Annotated in this window: 10 protein-coding genes; 8 read left to right on the top strand and 2 right to left on the bottom strand. The window is 71.7% G+C overall.

Annotated features, from left to right (window positions below; all coding sequences use genetic code 11):
* Positions 1-227: 227 nt before the first annotated feature.
* The 8 genes from OG310_RS08725 (at position 228) to OG310_RS08690 (ending at position 14128) form a co-directional block, all read left to right on the top strand.
* A complete protein-coding gene (locus tag OG310_RS08725) occupies positions 228-5723 on the top strand; it encodes a HAMP domain-containing protein (RefSeq protein ID WP_443078586.1) in 5496 nt (1831 codons plus the stop codon).
* A gap of 293 nt (positions 5724-6016) precedes the next feature.
* The gene (locus OG310_RS08720; protein WP_329455311.1) at positions 6017-6685 is read left to right on the top strand and encodes a response regulator; all 669 of its coding nucleotides are present in this window, start codon (positions 6017-6019) and stop codon (positions 6683-6685) included.
* A 180-nt stretch (positions 6686-6865) separates the two neighbouring features.
* Entirely contained in the window at positions 6866-9745 is a 2880-nt protein-coding gene (locus OG310_RS08715; RefSeq protein ID WP_329455310.1) for a DNA translocase FtsK, read from the top strand.
* A 166-nt stretch (positions 9746-9911) separates the two neighbouring features.
* Entirely contained in the window at positions 9912-10811 is a 900-nt protein-coding gene (locus tag OG310_RS08710; protein WP_443078585.1) for a helix-turn-helix domain-containing protein, read from the top strand.
* An 81-nt stretch (positions 10812-10892) separates the two neighbouring features.
* A complete protein-coding gene (rimO, locus tag OG310_RS08705) occupies positions 10893-12410 on the top strand; it encodes a 30S ribosomal protein S12 methylthiotransferase RimO (protein WP_329455308.1) in 1518 nt (505 codons plus the stop codon).
* A complete protein-coding gene (pgsA, locus tag OG310_RS08700; protein ID WP_329455307.1) occupies positions 12407-13096 on the top strand; it encodes a CDP-diacylglycerol--glycerol-3-phosphate 3-phosphatidyltransferase in 690 nt (229 codons plus the stop codon). The genes rimO and pgsA overlap by 4 nt, the downstream gene beginning before the upstream one ends.
* 50 nt (positions 13097-13146) lie before the next feature.
* Complete coding sequence (locus OG310_RS08695) at positions 13147-13635, top strand: CinA family protein (RefSeq protein WP_329460083.1); 489 nt, start codon at positions 13147-13149, stop codon at positions 13633-13635.
* 109 nt (positions 13636-13744) lie between these two features.
* On the top strand, positions 13745-14128 hold the full coding sequence (locus OG310_RS08690; RefSeq protein ID WP_329455306.1) for a helix-turn-helix domain-containing protein: 384 nt from the start codon (positions 13745-13747) through the stop codon (positions 14126-14128).
* A gap of 158 nt (positions 14129-14286) precedes the next feature.
* Here OG310_RS08690 and OG310_RS08685 read toward each other — a convergent pair whose 3' ends face one another.
* Both OG310_RS08685 and OG310_RS08680 read right to left on the bottom strand, forming a co-directional pair.
* On the bottom strand, positions 14287-15045 hold the full coding sequence (locus OG310_RS08685; protein ID WP_329455305.1) for an Fpg/Nei family DNA glycosylase: 759 nt from the start codon (positions 15043-15045) through the stop codon (positions 14287-14289).
* 4 nt (positions 15046-15049) lie between these two features.
* A complete protein-coding gene (locus OG310_RS08680; protein ID WP_329455304.1) occupies positions 15050-19690 on the bottom strand; it encodes an ATP-dependent helicase in 4641 nt (1546 codons plus the stop codon).
* Between the last annotated feature and the right edge of the window lie 21 nt (positions 19691-19711).

The following is a 19711-nucleotide window of genomic DNA, read 5'->3' as shown; positions in this document are numbered from 1 at the left end:
CGCCCCTTGCCGGGCGACCGGGACGGGTGGACAGCCGTGTGCCAGGTTACTTACCTTCGCTGTCCCGGTGGATGCCGGTCGCCTCTGATTCCGTCCTTCGGGGAGGGGATGCGAGGCTGTAGGAAGCTGCCGAACTGTTATCGCCTGGTTCGAGCATGGTGAAACACTGGGCAGGCTTCCGGTGAAAGACCGGACAGTACGGTCGACCCCCCTGGGAAGGACACGCGGTGGAGTCTGGCGTGGCAGCGCGCGGCGATCGATCGCGCGCGAAAGGCGGACGGTCCCGGAGCGGCGGGACGACCGAGGTGGACTCGGCGGCCCTGAACAGACTGCTCACGGGCCTCGTCGCGATGCGGGACGGCAATTTCCGCAAACGCCTGACCGTGGCCGGCGACGACACGATGGCGGAGATCGCCGCCGTCTTCAACGAGGTCGCCGACCGGCACCTGCACCTGACGGGTGAGGTCGCGCGGGTACGCAGGGTCGTGGGCCGGGAGGGGAAGCTCACGGAACGCCTGGAGACGGGCACCTGCGAGGGTTCCTGGGCCAGCGCGATCGACGCGGCGAACGCCCTCGTGGACGATCTGGCGCGGCCGGTCTCCGAGGTGGGCCGCGTGCTCTCCGCCGTCGCCGAGGGCGACCTGGCGCAGCGGATGGATCTGCGGTCGCCCGGGGAGGGCGGCGCCCAGGGCGCCGTTGCCGAGAGGCCGCTGCGGGGCGAGTTCCTGAAGGTCGCCCGTACGGTCAACAACCTCGTCGACCAGTTGTCCGCGTTCACCGACGAGGTGACGCGCGTGGCGCTGGAGGTCGGTACCGAGGGCAAGCTCGGCGGCCAGGCGAAGGTACGGGGCATGGCCGGGTCCTGGAAGGACCTGACCGACTCCGTCAACACCATGGCGTACCGGCTGACGGCGCAGGTGCGCGACATCGCGCTGGTGACGACGGCCGTCGCGAAGGGCGACCTGTCGCGCAAGGTCACGGTGCACGTGGCCGGCGAGATGCTGCAGCTGAAGAACACCGTGAACACGATGGTGGACCAGCTGTCGTCGTTCTCCTCCGAGGTGACGCGCGTGGCGCGTGAGGTCGGTACGGAGGGCGAGCTGGGCGGACAGGCCGAGGTCGCCGGGGTCGCGGGCGTCTGGAAGGACCTCACCGATTCCGTCAACACGATGGCGACGAACCTGACGAGCCAGGTGCGGGGGATCGCCTCGGTCACGACGGCGGTCGCCAACGGCGACCTGTCGCGGAAGGTGACGGTCAGCGCGCGCGGCGAGGTCGCGCGGCTCGCGGACACGATCAACCAGATGACCGAGACGCTGCGGACGTTCGCGGACGAGGTCACACGCGTGGCGAGCGAGGTCGGCGCCGAGGGGCTGCTGGGCGGCCAGGCGCAGGTGCCGGGCGCGGCCGGTACGTGGAAGGACCTGACGGACTCCGTCAACACGGTCTTCAGGAACCTGACCACGCAGGTGCGCGACATCGCGCAGGTGACGACCGCGGTGGCCAACGGCGACCTGTCGCAGAAGGTCGAAGTGGAAGTCGCCGGCGAGATGCTGGAGCTGAAGAACACCGTCAACACGATGGTGGAGCAGCTCCAGTCGTTCGGCTCGGAGGTGACCCGTGTCGCCCGCGAGGTCGGCGTGGAGGGACGGCTGGGCGGCCAGGCGCATGTGCCCGGTGCGGCCGGCACGTGGAAGGACCTCACCGATTCGGTGAACAACGCCTTCCGCAACCTCACCGGCCAGGTGCGCGACATCGCGCAGGTGACCACGGCGGTGGCCAACGGCGACCTGTCGCAGAAGGTCCAGGTCGAGGTCGCCGGCGAGATGCTGGAGCTGAAGAACACCGTCAACACGATGGTGGCGCAGCTGTCCAGCTTCGCGGACCAGGTGACGCGGATGTCGCGGGACGTCGGTTCGGAGGGCCGCCTCGGCGGTCAGGCGCGCGTGCCGGGTGTGTCGGGTACGTGGAAGGAGCTGACGGACTCCGTCAACTTCATGGCCGGGAACCTGACGAACCAGGTCCGGCAGATCGCCCAGGTGACGACAGCGGTGGCGCGCGGCGACCTCTCCAAGAAGGTCGACGTCGACGCCAAGGGCGAGATCCTCGAACTGAAGAACACCATCAACACGATGGTCGACCAGCTCTCCGCCTTCGCCGACCAGGTGACCCGTGTGGCCCGCGAGGTGGGCACGGACGGCAGGCTGGGCGGCCAGGCGCAGGTACCGGGCGTCGCCGGTGTCTGGCGGGACCTGACGGATTCCGTCAACGGCATGGCGGGCAATCTGACGGACCAGGTCCGTTCGATCGCCCAGGTCGCCACGGCCGTCGCGCGCGGTGACCTGTCGCAGAAGATCAGCGTGGACGCCAAGGGCGAGATCCTGGAACTGAAGTCGACGCTGAACACGATGGTCGACCAGCTCTCCAGCTTCGCCGACGAGGTCACCCGCGTGGCCCGCGAGGTGGGCACCGAGGGCATGCTGGGCGGACAGGCCGAGGTCAAGGGCGTCGCCGGCACGTGGAAGGACCTGACGCAGTCCGTCAACTTCATGGCGAACAACCTGACGTCGCAGGTCCGCAACATCGCGGAGGTCACCACCGCGGTCGCCATGGGCGACCTGTCGAAGAAGATCACGGTGGACGCGAAGGGCGAGATCCTCGACCTGGTCACCACCGTCAACACGATGGTCGACCAGCTGTCGAACTTCGCCGACGAGGTCACGCGCGTGGCGCGTGAGGTGGGTACGGAGGGCATTCTCGGCGGCCAGGCGCGGGTGCGCGGCGTCGTCGGCATCTGGAAGGACCTCAGCGACAACGTCAACACGATGGCGAACAACCTGACCAGTCAGGTCCGCAACATCTCGCGGGTGTCGTCCGCGGTCGCGCACGGCGACCTGACGAAGAAGGTGACGGTCGAGGCGCGTGGCGAGGTGGCCGAGCTCGCCGACACCGTCAACACGATGGTGACGACCCTGTCGTCGTTCGCCGACGAGGTGACACGGGTCGCCCGGCAGGTCGGTACGGAGGGCGAACTGGGCGGCCAGGCGCGCGTGCCGGGCGTCTCCGGCACGTGGAAGGACCTCACCGACTCGGTGAACCTGATGGCGTCGAACCTGACCGGTCAGGTGCGTCAGATCGCGACGGTCACCACGGCCATCGCGAAGGGCGACCTGACGCGGAAGATCGACATCGACGCGCGCGGTGAGATCCAGGAGCTGAAGAACACCGTCAACACGATGGTCGACCAGCTGTCGAACTTCGCGGACGAGGTCACGCGCGTGGCCCGTGAGGTGGGTACGGAGGGCATCCTCGGCGGCCAGGCCCGGGTACGGGCCGTGGACGGCACCTGGCGCGATCTGACCGAGTCCGTGAACGAGATGGCCGGGAACCTCACCGGCCAGGTGCGCGCGATCTCCAACGTGGCCACCGCGGTGACCCGAGGCGACCTCGGTGTGAAGATCGACGTGGACGCGGCGGGCGAGATCAAGGATCTCCAGGACTACATCAACACGATGATCGCCAACCTGCGGGACACCACGATCGCCAACGAGGAGCAGGACTGGCTCAAGGGCAACCTCGCGCGCATCTCGGGCCTCATGCAGGGCCGCCGCGACCTGGCCGACGTGGCCTCGCTGATCATGAGCGAGCTGACGCCCGTGGTCTCCGCCCAGCACGGCGCGTTCTTCCTCGCCATGCAGACGGGCGCGGGGGCGGACCTCGGCGGCGACAGCAGCTTCGAGCTGTGCCTGCGCGGGAGTTACGGCTACTCGGCGGGTTCGATGCCGACGTCGTTCCGGCCGGGGCAGGGACTGATCGGTACGGCGGCCGAGGAGAAGCGCACCATCCAGGTCAATGTCCCGCCGGGCTACCTGAAGATCTCCTCGGGACTCGGTGAGGCGTCGCCGGCGCATGTGATCGTGCTGCCGGTGCTGTTCGACGGGAAGGTGCTGGGCGTCATCGAGCTGGCCTCGTTCCAGCCGTTCACGCAGATCCAGCGGGACTTCCTCAAGCAGATCGCCGAGATGATCGCGACGAGCGTCAACACCATCAGCGTCAACTCCAAGACGGAGGTGCTGCTGAAGCAGTCGCAGGAGCTGACGGAGCAGCTGCGGGAGCGTTCCGCGGAGCTGGAGAACCGGCAGAAGGCGCTCCAGGCGTCCAACGCCGAGCTGGAGGAGAAGGCCGAGCTGCTGGCCCGGCAGAACCGCGACATCGAGTTCAAGAACACCGCGATCGAGGACGCGCGGCAGGTGCTGGAGGAGCGGGCGGAGCAGCTCGCGGTCTCGATGCGCTACAAGTCGGAGTTCCTCGCGAACATGTCGCACGAGCTGCGCACCCCGCTCAACTCGCTGCTGATCCTGGCGAAGCTGCTCGCGGACAACGCCGAGTCGAACCTGTCGCCCAAGCAGGTCGAGTTCGCGGAGACCATCCACGGCGCGGGGTCCGACCTGCTCCAGCTCATCAACGACATCCTCGACCTGTCGAAGGTCGAGGCGGGCAAGATGGACGTCAGCCCGACCCGGATCGCGCTGGTGCAGCTCGTCGACTACGTGGAGGCCACCTTCCGGCCGCTGACGGCGGAGAAGGGACTCGACTTCTCCGTACGGGTGTCGCCGGAGCTGCCCGCGACGCTGCACACGGACGAGCAGCGGCTGCTGCAGGTGCTGCGCAACCTCCTGTCGAACGCGGTGAAGTTCACCGACACGGGAGCCGTCGAGCTGGTGATCCGTCCGGCCCGCGCGGACGTTCCGATCGCGATCAGGGAGCAGTTGCTGGAGGCGGGCTCGCTGCGCGAGGCCGACGGCGATCTGATCGCCTTCTCCGTCACGGACACCGGTATCGGGATCGCCGCGAGCAAGATGCGGGTGATCTTCGAGGCGTTCAAGCAGGCCGACGGCACCACCAGCCGCAAGTACGGCGGAACGGGACTGGGCCTGTCGATCAGCCGGGAGATCGCCCGTCTGCTCGGCGGTGAGATCCACGCGGCGAGCGAGCCGGGCCGGGGTTCCACGTTCACCCTGTACCTGCCGCTCAACGCGGGCGAACTGCCCCCGCAGGGCTACTCGCAGGCGGCGCGCACGAATCGCGACGCGGCGCCGCGCCTCGCCTCCGAGGGCCGTACGGGCGCCGTGGAGGCGCCTGCCGGGATCGAGTCGTCCGAGCGGCTGCCCGAGCTGCCCGCGGGCGGGACGCAGCACCAGGAGGCCCAGGCGGTCGCCACGGGTGCGGCGCGGGCCGAGCGGGCGCCGCGGCGGCCGGGGCATGTGCCCGCCGTGGTCTCGCTGGAGGAGCCGGCCGCCGACGCCGAGGCGGGGGAGAGCGCCGCACCGCGCCGTACGGTCTCCTTCAGCGCCGAGAAGGTGCTGATCGTCGACGACGACGTGCGCAACGTCTTCGCGCTGACCAGCGTTCTGGAGGCGCACGGCCTCACCGTGCTGTACGCGGAGAACGGCCGGGAGGGCATCGAGGTCCTGGAGCAGCACGACGACGTCACCGTGGTCCTGATGGACATCATGATGCCGGAGATGGACGGTTACGAGACGACGACGGCGATCCGCAGGATGCCGCAGTTCGCCGGTCTGCCCATCATCGCCCTGACCGCGAAGGCGATGAAGGGGGACCGGGAGAAGGCCATCGAGTCGGGTGCGTCCGACTACGTCACCAAGCCCGTCGACTCCGACCAGCTGCTGCTGATGATGGCGGACTACATGCGGAAGGGCTGAGCGCCCCGCACGGCCGAGAGGGCCCCGCGGGGGGCGCCCCCGGCCGTGGTACGGGAGGTGTGGGACCGTGTGTGTGACAAAGGTGCCGGGAACGTTCCGAGCCCCGGCCGCGTTATCCGTTCGTGCGCCGTGACATCGCGGTGACAGGGTGTGGCGATGGGCGGGGTGCGGCTACCATGACCGGCACAAGGACGGACGGCGCGCGGCTGACGCCGCCTGGCGGGGAGCACGGTCGCGGACCGGGCGCCGCGGCAGGGGGGCAGCCGGCGCCGGGGCGAGGAGGGCGGGCGGCCATGGTGCAGAAGGCCAAGATCCTCCTGGTCGATGACCGGCCGGAGAATCTGCTCGCGCTGGAGGCGATCCTCTCCGCGCTCGATCAGACGCTGGTGCGGGCATCGTCAGGGGAGGAAGCACTCAAGGCGCTTCTGACGGATGATTTCGCGGTCATTCTGCTGGATGTCCAGATGCCGGGGATGGACGGGTTCGAGACGGCGGCGCACATCAAGCGCCGCGAGCGCACCCGGGACATCCCGATCATCTTCCTCACGGCCATCAACCACGGCCCCCACCACACGTTCCGCGGGTACGCGGCGGGTGCCGTCGACTACATCTCCAAGCCGTTCGACCCCTGGGTACTGCGGGCGAAGGTGTCGGTCTTCGTCGAGCTGTACATGAAGAACTGTCAGCTCAAGGAGCAGGCGGAGCTCCTGCGGCTGCAGCTCGCGGGCGCCGGGGAGGCCAAGGAGCCGGCCGGTCTGCTGGCGGAACTGTCCGCGCGGCTCGCGGCAGTCGAGGAGCAGGCGGAGGCGCTGTCCAAGCAGCTCGACGACGACGCGGCGGACGCGTCGGCCGTCGCCACGGCCGCCCACCTGGAGCGCAAACTCACGGCGCTGCGGCGGGCGCTGGACGCGCTGGGTCCCGGCACCGCGGGCGTGGGCCCGGTCTTCCCTCCGCAACTCTGACCCGGCCGCCGCGGCTTCGAGCCCCGGTCCGGCCGTGCCGCCGTGTCATCGCGCCCCGACGGACCGGGCGCCGGGCGGCCTTGACGGGCGTTCAGCCCCTGCCGTGCCCGGCGCCGACACGAACGGGTGAAGCAGCGGTCACACGTGTCCCCGGCGCCGCGCACCGGTAACCTCACCACCATGGCCTCACGTACGTCCGGCAAGGGTTCTCAAGGAGCGACGGGCACCGCGAAGCCGCGCGCCGGCCGTACGACCCCAGCGGCGAAGAAGGCAGCGGCCCCGCCGGCCAAGAAGCCTGTGCAGAAGTCCGCTCCCGCGAGGAAGACGCCCGCGAGGAGTGCCCCTGCCAAGAAGGCGACCGCGAAGAAGGCCGTCAGGCCGGTACCCAGGCCCGCGCCCTCGCCCACCGGCGGCGTCTACCGCATGACGCGGGCCGTGTGGCTCGGCGCGGCGCACAGCGTCGGGGGCGCGATGCGCGGCATAGGGCGGGGCGCCAAGGGCCTCGACCCGGCCCACCGCAAGGACGGCGTCGGGCTGCTCCTGCTCGCGCTGGCCCTCATCATCGCCGCCGGCACCTGGTCGAACCTCCAGGGTCCGGTCGGTGACCTGGTCACCATGCTCATCACGGGCGCCTTCGGCCGGCTCGATCTGCTCGTACCGATACTGCTCGGCGCGATCGCCGTACGGCTCATCCTGTATCCGCAGAGGCCGGACGCCAACGGACGCATCGTCATCGGACTGTCGGCGCTCGTGCTCGGGGTGCTCGGGCTCGTCCACATCGCGTGCGGCGCCCCGGGCCGGGACGCGGGCACGCAGGCCATGCGGGACGCGGGCGGGCTGATCGGCTGGTCGGTCTCGGAGCCGCTGATCTTCGCGATGGGCGAGGCGCTCGCCGTCCCCGTGCTCCTGCTGCTGACGATCTTCGGCCTGCTCGTCGTCACGGCGACCCCGGTCAACGCGATCCCGCAGCGCCTGCGGCTCCTCGGGATCCGGTTGCGCATCATCGCACCCACCGAGGAGGAGGAAGCCGAGTTCGCGGCCGAGGCCGAGGACGGCGGACGCTACGACGAGCGGTGGCGCGACGCGCCCGCCGCGGGGACGGTCCGCCCGGGCCGTTCCTCCCGGCACGGCTCCGATGCGGTGTTCGACCACGACAAGGCCGAGGCGGACGCGCTCGCACGGCGCGACAGGAGGGCCCGCAGGCCGTCCTCGGAACCGCGGTTCGGCCGTCACATGGACCCGGTGGACGTGGCGGCCGCCGCCGCGGCGGCTCTCGACGGGGCCGTCCTGAACGGCATGCCGCCCTCCCCGGTCGTCGCCGACCTCACCCAGGGGGTCACAGGCGGCGTGCGCCGCCCCGGGCCCGGCGAGGACGGCGCGGCGGACGAGGACGGGTCCGGCGCCACCGGGGCCCCGGCCGCCGACCGGTCCGCGCCCGTACCGACCGCGCGAGGCACGGCGGGGAGCCGCAACACGCCTCAGGACGAGGCGGCGACGCGAGCGCCCGGCACGTTCGCCGACCTCACCAAGCCCGCGCCGGAACGCGCCAAAGGGCTGCCCGCGCGTGCGGAACAACTCCAGCTCGCCGGTGACATCACCTACTCGCTGCCGTCGATAGACCTGCTGGCGCGCGGCGGCCCCGGCAAGTCGCGTACCGCCGCCAACGACGCCATCGCCCACTCGCTGACCACCGTCTTCACCGAGTTCAAGGTGGACGCCGCCGTCACCGGCTTCACCCGCGGCCCGACGGTGACCCGCTACGAGGTCGCGCTCGGCACCGCCGTCAAGGTCGAACGCATCACCGCGCTCGCCAAGAACATCGCGTACGCCGTGGCCAGCCCGGACGTGCGGATCATCTCGCCGATCCCCGGCAAGTCCGCTGTCGGCATCGAGATCCCCAACACGGACCGGGAGATGGTCAACCTCGGTGACGTGCTCCGGCTCGCCGGGGACGACGACAACGACCCGATGCTGGTGGCCTTCGGCAAGGACGTCGAGGGCGGCTACGTCATGCACAGCCTGGCGAAGATGCCGCACGTGCTGGTCGCGGGCGCCACCGGTTCCGGCAAGTCCTCCTGCATCAACTGCCTGATCACCTCGGTGATGATGCGGGCCACGCCGGAGGAGGTCCGGCTGGTCCTCGTCGACCCCAAGCGCGTCGAGCTCACCGCGTACGAGGGCATCCCGCACCTGATCACCCCGATCATCACGAACCCCAAGCGGGCCGCGGAGGCGCTCCAGTGGGTGGTCCGCGAGATGGACCTGCGCTACGACGATCTCGCCGCGTTCGGGTTCCGGCACATCGACGACTTCAACCACGCGGTACGCGAGGGCAAGGTCAAGCTGCCCGAGGGCAGCGAGCGGGAACTCCAGCCCTACCCGTACCTGCTGGTGATCGTGGACGAGCTGGCGGACCTGATGATGGTCGCGCCCCGGGACGTCGAGGACTCCATCGTCCGCATCACCCAGCTGGCGCGCGCGGCCGGCATCCACCTGGTGCTCGCCACCCAGCGGCCGTCCGTGGACGTCGTCACCGGCCTGATCAAGGCGAACGTGCCCTCGCGGCTCGCGTTCGCCACCTCCTCGCTCGCCGACAGCCGGGTCATCCTCGACCAGCCGGGCGCCGAGAAGCTGATCGGCAAGGGAGACGGCCTGTTCCTGCCCATGGGCGCGAACAAGCCGACCCGGCTCCAGGGCGCCTTCGTCACCGAGGAGGAGATCTCCGCCGTCGTCCAGCACTGCAAGGACCAGATGGCGCCCGTCTTCCGGGAGGACGTCGTCGTCGGCACCCAGCGCAAGAAGGAGGTCGACGAGGACATCGGCGACGACCTCGATCTGCTGTGCCAGGCGGCCGAGCTGGTCGTCTCGACGCAGTTCGGCTCGACGTCCATGCTCCAGCGCAAGCTGCGCGTCGGCTTCGCGAAGGCCGGCCGGCTGATGGACCTGATGGAGTCGCGCGCCATCGTGGGGCCGAGCGAGGGCTCCAAGGCCCGGGACGTCCTGGTGAAGGCCGACGAACTCGACGGTGTGCTGTCGGTCATCCGGGGGGAGTCTTCGTAGAGACCAGTGGCGGGGCAACCCTTTTGGACACCTGTACGTCAAGGTGGGCAGAGAGGCACAGCACAGCGCTCCCGCGCACGCCGGCGGCCCGTACCGATGGCGTACAAAGTGAGTCCTTCCGCTTGCCCCACCCTTTCGTACCGCCTCTAGACTGAACGTCCAGCAGGTGGCTACACGCTCGAAAGGCCCACCCGTGTCCATCGGCAACTCATCTGACGGCAATTCACCAGAAGAAGACCCGAATTCTTCGAATCCCGCACCTGAGGACCGTATGTCGATCGGCCGAGCCCTGAGGCAGGCACGGATCGCGGCCGGTCTGACGGTCGACGAGGTCAGCGACGCCACCCGCGTGCGCGTGCCCATCGTCCGCTCGATCGAGGACGACGACTTCAGCCGCTCCGGCGGCGACGTGTACGCCCGCGGGCACCTGCGCATGATCGCGCGGGAGGTCGGGCTCGATCCCGAGCCGCTCGTGGACCGGTTCGACGCGGAACACGGCGGGCGGCCCGAGCCCACGGCGAGCCCCGCCACACCCCTGTTCGAGGCGGAGCGCATCCGGCCGGAGCGGCGCCGGCCGAACTGGACGGGCGCGATGGTCGCCGCGATCGTCGCGGTCGCGGGCTTCGTCGCCTTCACCGTGGTCCACAGCGGTGGCGACTCCGGCGACACGGCCAAGGGCACCGCGGTCAAGGAGAGCGAGGGCTCCACGCCGTCCGCCTCCTCCTCCGGCACGCACGCCCCCGCGACCAAGGGCACCCAGCCGAGGCCCGGCCCCTCGGACAGCGCCATCGCCGCGGCACCGCACGACAAGGTGACGGTGAAGCTCTCCGCGGTCGACGACAAGAGCTGGATCTCGGCCAAGGCGCACAACGGGAAGCTGCTGTTCGACGGGGTCCTCACCAAGGGCCAGTCGAAGACGTTCCAGGACGACAAGCGGGTCGACCTCATCCTCGGCAACGCCGGAGCCATAGAGCTCTACGTCAACGGCAAGAAGGTCGACGACGAATTCAAGCCAGGTCAGGTGGAGCGCCTGTCGTACACGCAGGGTGACCCCTCCATCGGCTGACCAGGAACTCCGCGCAGGGTCCTGGGACCGTCTGGACCCTGCGCGAGCTGGGCCGCGCCGGGACAAAGTAGTCTTGAGCCCATGCCTGAACGCCGTACCGTCGCTCTCGTCACGCTTGGCTGCGCCCGTAACGAGGTGGACTCGGAGGAGCTCGCAGGCCGCCTGGCGGCGGACGGCTGGGAGCTCGTCCAGGACGCCTCCGAGGCCGATGTGGCCGTCGTCAACACCTGTGGCTTCGTCGAAGCCGCCAAGAAGGACTCCGTCGACGCCCTCCTCGAAGCAAACGATCTGAAGGATCAGGGAAGAACCCAGGCCGTGGTCGCCGTCGGCTGCATGGCCGAGCGCTACGGCAAGGAACTCGCCGAGGCCCTTCCCGAAGCCGACGGAGTGCTCGGCTTCGACGACTACGCCGACATCTCCGACCGCCTCCAGACGATCCTCTCCGGGGGCGTCCACGCCTCGCACACCCCCCGCGACCGGCGCAAGCTGCTGCCGCTGAGCCCCGTGGAGCGGCAGGCCGCGGCCGATGTCGCGCTGCCGGGCCACGGCGACGCCGTGCCGGCGCCCGCCGACCTGCCCGAGGGGATCGCCCCCGCGTCGGGTCCGCGCGCGCCGCTGCGCCGCCGGCTCGACACCAGCCCTGTGGCGTCGGTGAAGCTCGCCTCGGGCTGCGACCGGCGCTGCTCGTTCTGCGCCATCCCGTCCTTCCGCGGCTCCTTCATCTCCCGCCGTCCGAGCGACGTGCTCGGCGAGACGCGCTGGCTGGCCGAGCAGGGCGTCAAGGAAGTGATGCTGGTCTCCGAGAACAACACCTCCTACGGCAAGGACCTCGGGGACATCCGGCTGCTGGAGACGCTGCTGCCCGAACTGGCCGCTGTCGACGGCATCGAGCGCATCCGGGTCAGCTACCTGCAGCCCGCCGAGATGCGGCCTGGACTCATCGACGTCCTCGCCTCCACACCGAAGATCGCGCCGTACTTCGACCTCTCGTTCCAGCACTCCGCCCCCGGCGTGCTGCGCGCGATGCGGCGCTTCGGCGACACCGAGCGCTTCCTCGGCCTGCTGGAGACCATCCGCGGCAAGGCGCCCCAGGCCGGCGTCCGGTCGAACTTCATCGTCGGTTTCCCCGGCGAGAGCGAGGCCGACTTCGCCGAGCTGGAGCGCTTCCTCACCGAGGCGCGGCTCGACGCCATCGGCGTGTTCGGCTACTCCGACGAGGACGGTACGGAGGCCGCCGGGTACGACAACAAGCTGGACGAGGACGTCGTGGCGGAGCGTCTGGCCCATCTCTCCCGGCTCGCCGAGGAACTGACGTCCCAGCGGGCGCAGGACCGGCACGGCGAGACGCTGGAGGTCCTCGTGGAGTCGACCGACGTGTCCGACACGGGCGTCGACGGCGCCGTCGCCGTGGGCCGTGCCGCGCACCAGGCGCCCGAGACCGACGGCCAGGTGGTCCTCACCTCGGGCGCGGATCTGCGCCCCGGTCGTATGGTCGAGGCGAAGGTGACCGGCAGCGAGGGCGTCGACCTGATCGCGGAGCACCTGAGCACCAGTCCGGAGGACCTTCTTCGGACCGTCGCCGAGGAGGCCGCCAGATGACGGGAGTCCCCGCGTCCACGACGGGCGGTGCAGGCGCGAAGCCGGCGCCCGCCGGGAAGCTGGGGGCCAGGGCCGTCGGCCAGGCGAGTCTGTGGAACGTGGCGAACCTGCTGACCATGGCCCGCCTGCTGCTCGTCCCCGCCTTCGTCGCCCTGATGCTGCAGAACGGCGGGTACGACCCCGTGTGGCGCGCCTGGGCGTGGGCCGCCTTCGCCGTCGCCATGATCACGGACATCTTCGACGGGCATCTGGCCCGTACGTACAACCTCGTCACCGACTTCGGGAAGATCGCGGACCCGATCGCCGACAAGGCGATCATGGGGGCCGCGCTGCTGTGCCTGTCGGCGCTGGGGGACCTGCCGTGGTGGGTGACGGCGGTGATCCTGGTGCGGGAACTCGGGATCACCCTGATGCGGTTCTGGGTGATCCGGCACGGCGTGATCGCGGCGAGCCGCGGTGGGAAGCTGAAGACGCTCGCGCAGGGCACGGCGGTCGGCATGTACGTGCTGGCGCTGGTGGGCTGGTGGGCCACCTTCCGGTTCTGGGTGATGGCGGTCGCCGTCGTCCTGACCGTGCTGACGGGGCTCGACTACGTGCGCCAGGCCCTGGTGCTGCGGCGCCAGGGGCTGGCGGCGGAGCGCGCCGCGGCGGCGTCCGCGCAGGGTTCGCCGGAGACGGGGCGGTGAGCGTGGTGCCCGGGGCCGCACCGGGACCGGAGACGGCCGCCCGGGCCGTCGTGGAGCGGCTGACCGGGCTCGGCGCGACGCTGGCCGTCGCCGAGTCCCTCACGGGCGGTCTGGTGGCCGCGGCCGTGACCTCGGTGCCCGGCGCCTCGCGGGTCTTCCGCGGGTCCGTGACGGCGTACGCCACCGAGCTGAAGCGGGACGTCCTCGGCGTCGAGGCGGCACTGCTGGCGGAACGCGGCGCCGTCGATCCGGATGTGGCGCGGTCCATGGCCGCCGGTGCGCGCCGGGTGCTCGGCGCCGACTGGGGCGTCGCGACCACCGGGGTCGCGGGGCCCGATCCACAGGACGGTCACCCCGTGGGGACGGTCTATGTGGCGGTTTCCGGACCGGATGGTGAGGACGAAGTGCGCCCGCTGCGATTGAACGGCGGCCGCGCGGACATCCGTATGGAGAGCGTTCTGTCCGCGCTCGCACTGCTGCTGGGCGAACTCCCGGGAAATGAGCGGGCACAGGATACGGAACAGAACGGGGGGACTTGATGTTTGCAGCCCTGAGTGAACACGACATCGCTCCCCGCACGGCCGCGTCACGAGGCGGTACGGTGGGGCGTGAAGGATGCGGCTACGCGGTCCGAGGAGGGAGCCACCGATGATTCTGCTCCGTCGCCTGCTGGGTGACGTGCTGCGTCGGCAGCGCCAACGCCAGGGCCGTACTCTGCGCGAAGTCTCCTCGTCCGCCCGAGTCTCACTCGGCTATCTCTCCGAGGTGGAGCGGGGGCAGAAGGAGGCATCCTCCGAACTGCTCTCCGCCATCTGCGACGCGCTTGACGTACGGATGTCCGAGCTCATGCGGGAAGTGAGCGACGAACTGTCGTTGGCGGAGCTGGCTGCGTCGGCTGCTGCCGATGGGCCTGTGCCCGCACCAGTACGTCCGATGCTGGGTTCCATCGCCGTGAAGTCGGTGCCGAAGGTGCCGACGGAACGGGTGACCATCAAGGCACCGAGCGAGGCGGTCGACGTAGTCGCCGCCTGAGCGAGTTCGCTGGTTCGAAACGGACCCCCGGCCGGCACCCCACAGCGGTGCCGGCCGGGGGTCCGTTCGGTCCCGGGCTTTCCGGCCCTGCGGGCGCGGACCCGCGGGGGCCCGCCTCCGCCGGTCCCTGGGCCCGTCCCTGGCGCGATATCCGCCGGTCAGGGCGTGGGGGACGGCTGGCAGCGAGGGCACCAGTACGTGGGGCGGTCCTGCTGGGGGGCCTTGCGGATCAGGGTCCGGCAGCGGGGGCACGGGAGGTTCCGCCGGCCCGAGACGTGCAGGCGCCGGCTGCCGCTCGACAGCCTCTTGTTCAGCTCCAGAAGGCGCTTCGCCGCGTCCACCAGGCGCTCCGGCTCGCGCACCTCCCCGACGGGGGTCCACGGGTTCGCCCGCGCCACGAAGCACGCCTCGGACTTGAAGATGTTGCCGACCCCCGCGAGATTGCGCTGGTCGAGCAGGGCCTCGCCGACCGGGCGGGCCGGATCGGCCAGGAGATTGCTCAACGCGGTCGCCGCGTCCCAGTCGGGGCCGAGCAGGTCAGGTCCCAGATGGCCGACGACCCGCTCCTCCTGGGCCGTACGGATCAGCTCCAGCACCTTCAGCCGGTAGCCGACCGCCGTGGCGGAGCCCGTGCCGAGGACCGCGCGGATCTCGTGCGGCGGACCGCCGCCCCAGCGCCGGTCCGTCCCGTACACCTTCCAGGCGCCCTCCATCCCCAGGTGGGAGTGGAGGGTGAGGCCGCCCTCGACGCGCGTCAGGAGGTGCTTGCCGTGCGGTGTGACGTCGAGCACCGCGCGGCCACTCAGGTCCGACGTGGCGAAGCGGGGCACCCGCAGGTCGCAGCGGACCAGCACACCGCCCGCCAGCGCCGTGTGCAGGGCCCGGGCCGCACGCCACACCGTGTCTCCCTCGGGCACGGCCTCACGACCTCAGCCGCAGGCCGCGCGGCGTCGCGTGGAAACCGGCAGCCTCCAGCGCCCGGCCGAGAGGGGACGTGAGCGCGGCGACGCCGTTCGCACGCTCCACGGTGAGCGTGCCGAGCGAACCCGCGGCGGCGGCGGACGCGAGCGCCCCCGCCGCCGCGCGCAGAGAAGGATCGTCCGGGTCCGTCGCCCAGGACAGCAGCGTCTTGCCCCCGCGCTCCATGTAGAGCGTCAGTTCCCCGTCGACCAGCACGACGAGGGAGCCCGCCTTGCGGCCCGGCTTGTGGCTCGCGCCCTCCGGCGGCTCGGGCCAGGGCAGAGCGGCACCGTAGGCGTTGGCCGGGTCGGCCGCGGCCAGCAGCACCGCGTGCGGATCCGGCGAGGACTCGGCGCGCTCCCGGGCCGTGGCCGCCGCGCGCAGCCGGTCCACGGCGCCGTCCATGGCGAACTGCGCGGCGCCCAGGCCCTCGACGACGTAGCCGCGGCGCGCCTGTCCGCTGTCCTCGAACGCCGACAGCACCCGGTACACGGCGGAGAAGCCGCCCTGCACTCCCTCGGCCGCGACGGCGCCGCGCGTCACCACGCCGTGCCGGTCGAGCAGCGCGCGGGCCAGCGCGTGGGCCCGGTGCGTGGCGTCGGCTTCCCGCTCCGGCAGGACCGACCAGCGGCCGCTGACCGTCGGTGGCCCTGTGCGCGAGGCGGGCCGCCCGGCGGCCGTGAGGGTCCCGTAGCGGCCGCGCGGGACGGACCTGCGGGCGCGGTGGGCCGTGGAGCCCGCCGTACGACCCGAGCCGAGGAAGGACCGCAGCGGCGCCGCCGTGTCGTTGGTCAGCCGTCCCGACCACGCGAGATCCCATACCGAGTCGGCGAGTTGGGGGTCGGTGGCGTCGGGATGGGTGGTGGCGCGCACCTGCTCGGCGATCTGCCGGAAGAACAGGCCGTAGCCGCCGCTCAGCGCGGTCAGCACCGACTCGTGCAGCGCGGTCAGCTCCAGCGGGTGCGGTGGCGGCAGCAGCACCGGCGCGTGGTCCGCGAGGTAGAGGGAGACCCAGCCGTCCTTGCCGGGCAGGGCGCCCGCACCGGCCCACACCACCTCGCCCGTGGTCGTCAGCTCATCCAGCAGGGCCGGTGTGTAGCCGGCGACCCGGGAGGGCAGGACGAGGCGCTCCAGCGCGGACGCCGGCACGGCCGCGCCCTGGAGCTGCTCCACCGCCCGCGCGAGGCCGTCGATGCCACGCAGCCGGTGTGCGCCCAGGTGCTGCCACTGCGGCAGGAACGACGCCAGCGCCGTCGGCGCGACCGGTTCCAGCTCCTCGCGCAGCGCCGCCAGCGAGCGCCGCCGCAGCCTGCGCAGCACCGTCGCGTCGCACCACTCCTGGCCGATGCCCTCGGGGTGGAACTCGCCCTCCACCACGCGGCCCGCGGCCGCGAGCCGGTGCAGGGTGCCGTCGGTCACGGCGCTGCCGAGGCCGAAGCGCGCGGCAGCCGATGCCGACGTGAACGGGCCGTGCGTACGGGCATAGCGCGCGAGGAGGTCGCCGAGCGGGTCCTTCACGGGCTCCATGAACGCCTCGGGCACCCCGACAGGCAGCGCCGTGCCCAGGGCGTCCCGCAGCCGCCCCGCGTCCTCGATCGCCGCCCAGTGGTCCCCGCCGCCGATCCGCACCCTGATCGCGCGCCGGGCCGCGGCCAGTTCCCCGGCCCAGCCGGGCTCGGCGCCGCGCTCCGCGAGCTCCGCGTCCGTCAGCGGCCCGAGCACCCGCAGCAGGTCCGCCACGCCCTCGACGTCCTTGATACGCCGGTCTTCGGTCAGCCACTGCAGCTCCCGCTCCAGCTCTGCCAGTACCTCGGGATCGAGCAGTTCGCGCAGCTCCGCCTGGCCGAGGAGTTCGGCGAGCAGCCGGGAATCCAGGGACAGGGCGGCGGCCCGGCGCTCCGCCAGCGGCGAATCGCCCTCGTACAGGAACTGCGCGACATAGCCGAACAGCAGGGAACGCGCGAACGGCGACGGCTCCGTCGTCGTCACCTCGACGAGCCGGACCCTGCGTGACTCGATGTCACCCATCAGCTCCCTGAGGCCCGGCACGTCGAACACGTCCTGGAGGCATTCCCTGACGGCCTCCAGGACGATCGGGAAGGACCCGAACTCGCTGGCCACCTGGAGCAGTTGGGCGGCCCGCTGCCGCTGCTGCCACAGCGGCGTGCGCCGGCCGGGGCTACGGCGCGGCAGCAGCAGCGCGCGCGCCGCGCACTCACGGAAGCGGGCGGCGAACAGGGCGGAACCGCCGACCTGCTCCGTGACGACGCCGCTCACCTCGGCCGCGTCGAAGGCGACATCGCCCGCGCCGACCGGGGCCTGCTCGCCGTCATAGGTGGCCTCCGAGGTCGAGGCGTCCTCGTCCAGCAGGTCGAAGCCCATGAGGTCCGCGTCGGGCAGGCGCAGCACGATCCCGTCGTCCGCGTGCATCACCTGGGCGTCCATGCCGTACCGCTCGGCGAGCCGGGCGCCCAGGGCCAGCGCCCACGGCGCGTGCACCTGCGCGCCGAACGGCGAGTGGACCACCACGCGCCAGTCCCCCAGCTCGTCGCGGAAGCGTTCCACCACGATCGTCCGGTCGTCCGGGACGTGGCCGCAGGCCCTGCGCTGCTCGTCCAGGTACGACAGGATGTTGTCGGCGGCCCAGGTGTCGAGGCCCGCCGCCATCAGCCGCAGCCGGGCGTCCTCCTCGGACAGGGCGCCCACCTCGCGCAGGAACGCGCCGACCGCGCGCCCCAGTTCCAGTGGCCGGCCCAACTGGTCGCCCTTCCAGAACGGCAGCCGCCCCGGCGTGCCGGGCGCGGGCGTGACCAGGACCCGGTCGCGAGTGATGTCCTCGATCCGCCAGGACGTCGTACCGAGCGTGAAGACATCGCCCACGCGCGACTCGTAGACCATCTCCTCGTCCAGCTCGCCGACCCGGCCGCCGCCCTTCTTGGGGTCGGCACCAGCGAGGAAGACGCCGAAAAGGCCCCGGTCGGGGATCGTGCCGCCCGAGGTGACGGCGAGGCGCTGCGCGCCCGGACGTCCCGTCACCGTGCCCGCGACGCGGTCCCACACCACGCGGGGCCGCAGCTCCGCGAAGGCGTCCGACGGATAGCGTCCCGCCAGCATGTCGAGCACGCCCGTGAACGCCGATTCGGGCAGCGCCGCGAACGGCGCGGCCCTGCGCACCGTCTCCAGCAGGTCGTCGGCCTGCCGGGTGTCCAGCGCGACCATCGCGACGAGTTGCTGTGCCAGCACGTCCAGCGGGTTCGCGGGCACGCGCAGCGCCTCGATCGAACCGTCCCGCATCCGCTCCGTCACGACGGCGGCCTGCACCAGGTCGCCCCGGTACTTCGGGAAGACGATGCCCGTCGAGATCGCGCCGACCTGGTGGCCCGCGCGCCCCACCCGCTGCAGGCCGGAAGCGACCGACGGCGGGGACTCCACCTGGATGACCAGGTCGACCGAGCCCATGTCGATGCCCAGCTCCAGGCTGGAGGTCGCGACGACGGCCGGCAGGCGGCCCGCCTTGAGATCCTCCTCGACCTGGGCGCGCTGCTCCTTGGAGACCGAGCCGTGGTGGGCCCGCGCCAGCAGCGGCGGGGCTCCCTGCGCGGCCCCGGCCTGCGCCATCACCTCGGCGGGGGAGTGGTCGGCGGGCAGCGCCTCGCCCGTGGCGCGCTCGTAGGCGATCTCGTTCAGCCGGTTGCACAGGCGCTCCGCTAGGCGGCGCGAGTTCGCGAAGACGATCGTCGATCTGTGGGCCTGCACGAGGTCGGCGATGCGTTCCTCGACATGCGGCCAGATCGACGGCTTCTCGCCGCCGGCCGCTCCGCCACCCGAGCCCCCGCTGTCGCTCGCCGGGGAGCCGCCGAGCTCGGCGAGGTCCTCCACCGGCACGACCACCGACAGGTCGAACTGCTTGCCCGACGGCGGCTGGACGATCTCCACCCGGCGCTGCGGCGAGAGGAAGCGCGCCACCTCCTCCACCGGGCGGACCGTCGCCGACAGGCCGATCCGGCGGGCGGGCCGCGGCAGCAGCTCGTCGAGCCGCTCCAGGGACAGCGCGAGGTGCGCGCCCCGCTTGGTGCCCGCCACCGCGTGCACCTCGTCCAGGATCACCGTCTCGACCCCCGCGAGCGCGTCCCGCGCGGACGACGTCAGCATCAGGAACAGCGACTCCGGGGTGGTGATCATGATGTCCGGCGGCCGGATCGCGAACGACCGCCGGTCGGCCGCCGGTGTGTCGCCCGAGCGGATGCCGACCCGCACCTCCGGCTCGGGCAGCCCGAGGCGCACCGACTCCTGCCGGATGCCCGTGAGGGGGCTGCGCAGGTTGCGTTCCACATCCACCGCCAGCGCCTTCAGCGGCGACACGTACAGCACGCGGCAGCGCTTCTTCGCCTCGGCGGGCGGCGGCACGGACGCCAGCCGGTCCAGGGCGGCGAGGAACGCCGCCAGCGTCTTGCCCGAGCCCGTCGGCGCGACGACCAGCACATCCGCCCCCTCGCCGATCGCACGCCACGCGCCCTCCTGCGCCGGTGTGGGCGCGGGAAAGGCACCCGAGAACCAGCTGCGGGTCGCGGGTGAGAACGAGTCGAGTGAGCTGCCTGCCATGTCACCCATCCTGCACCCGGG

The organism is Streptomyces sp. NBC_01497, from assembly GCF_036250695.1.
In the GTDB taxonomy this organism is placed as follows: Bacteria; Actinomycetota; Actinomycetes; order Streptomycetales; family Streptomycetaceae; genus Streptomyces.
Note: the sequence above shows the minus strand (reverse complement) of the source record. Positions and strands in the feature narration are given on the sequence as shown.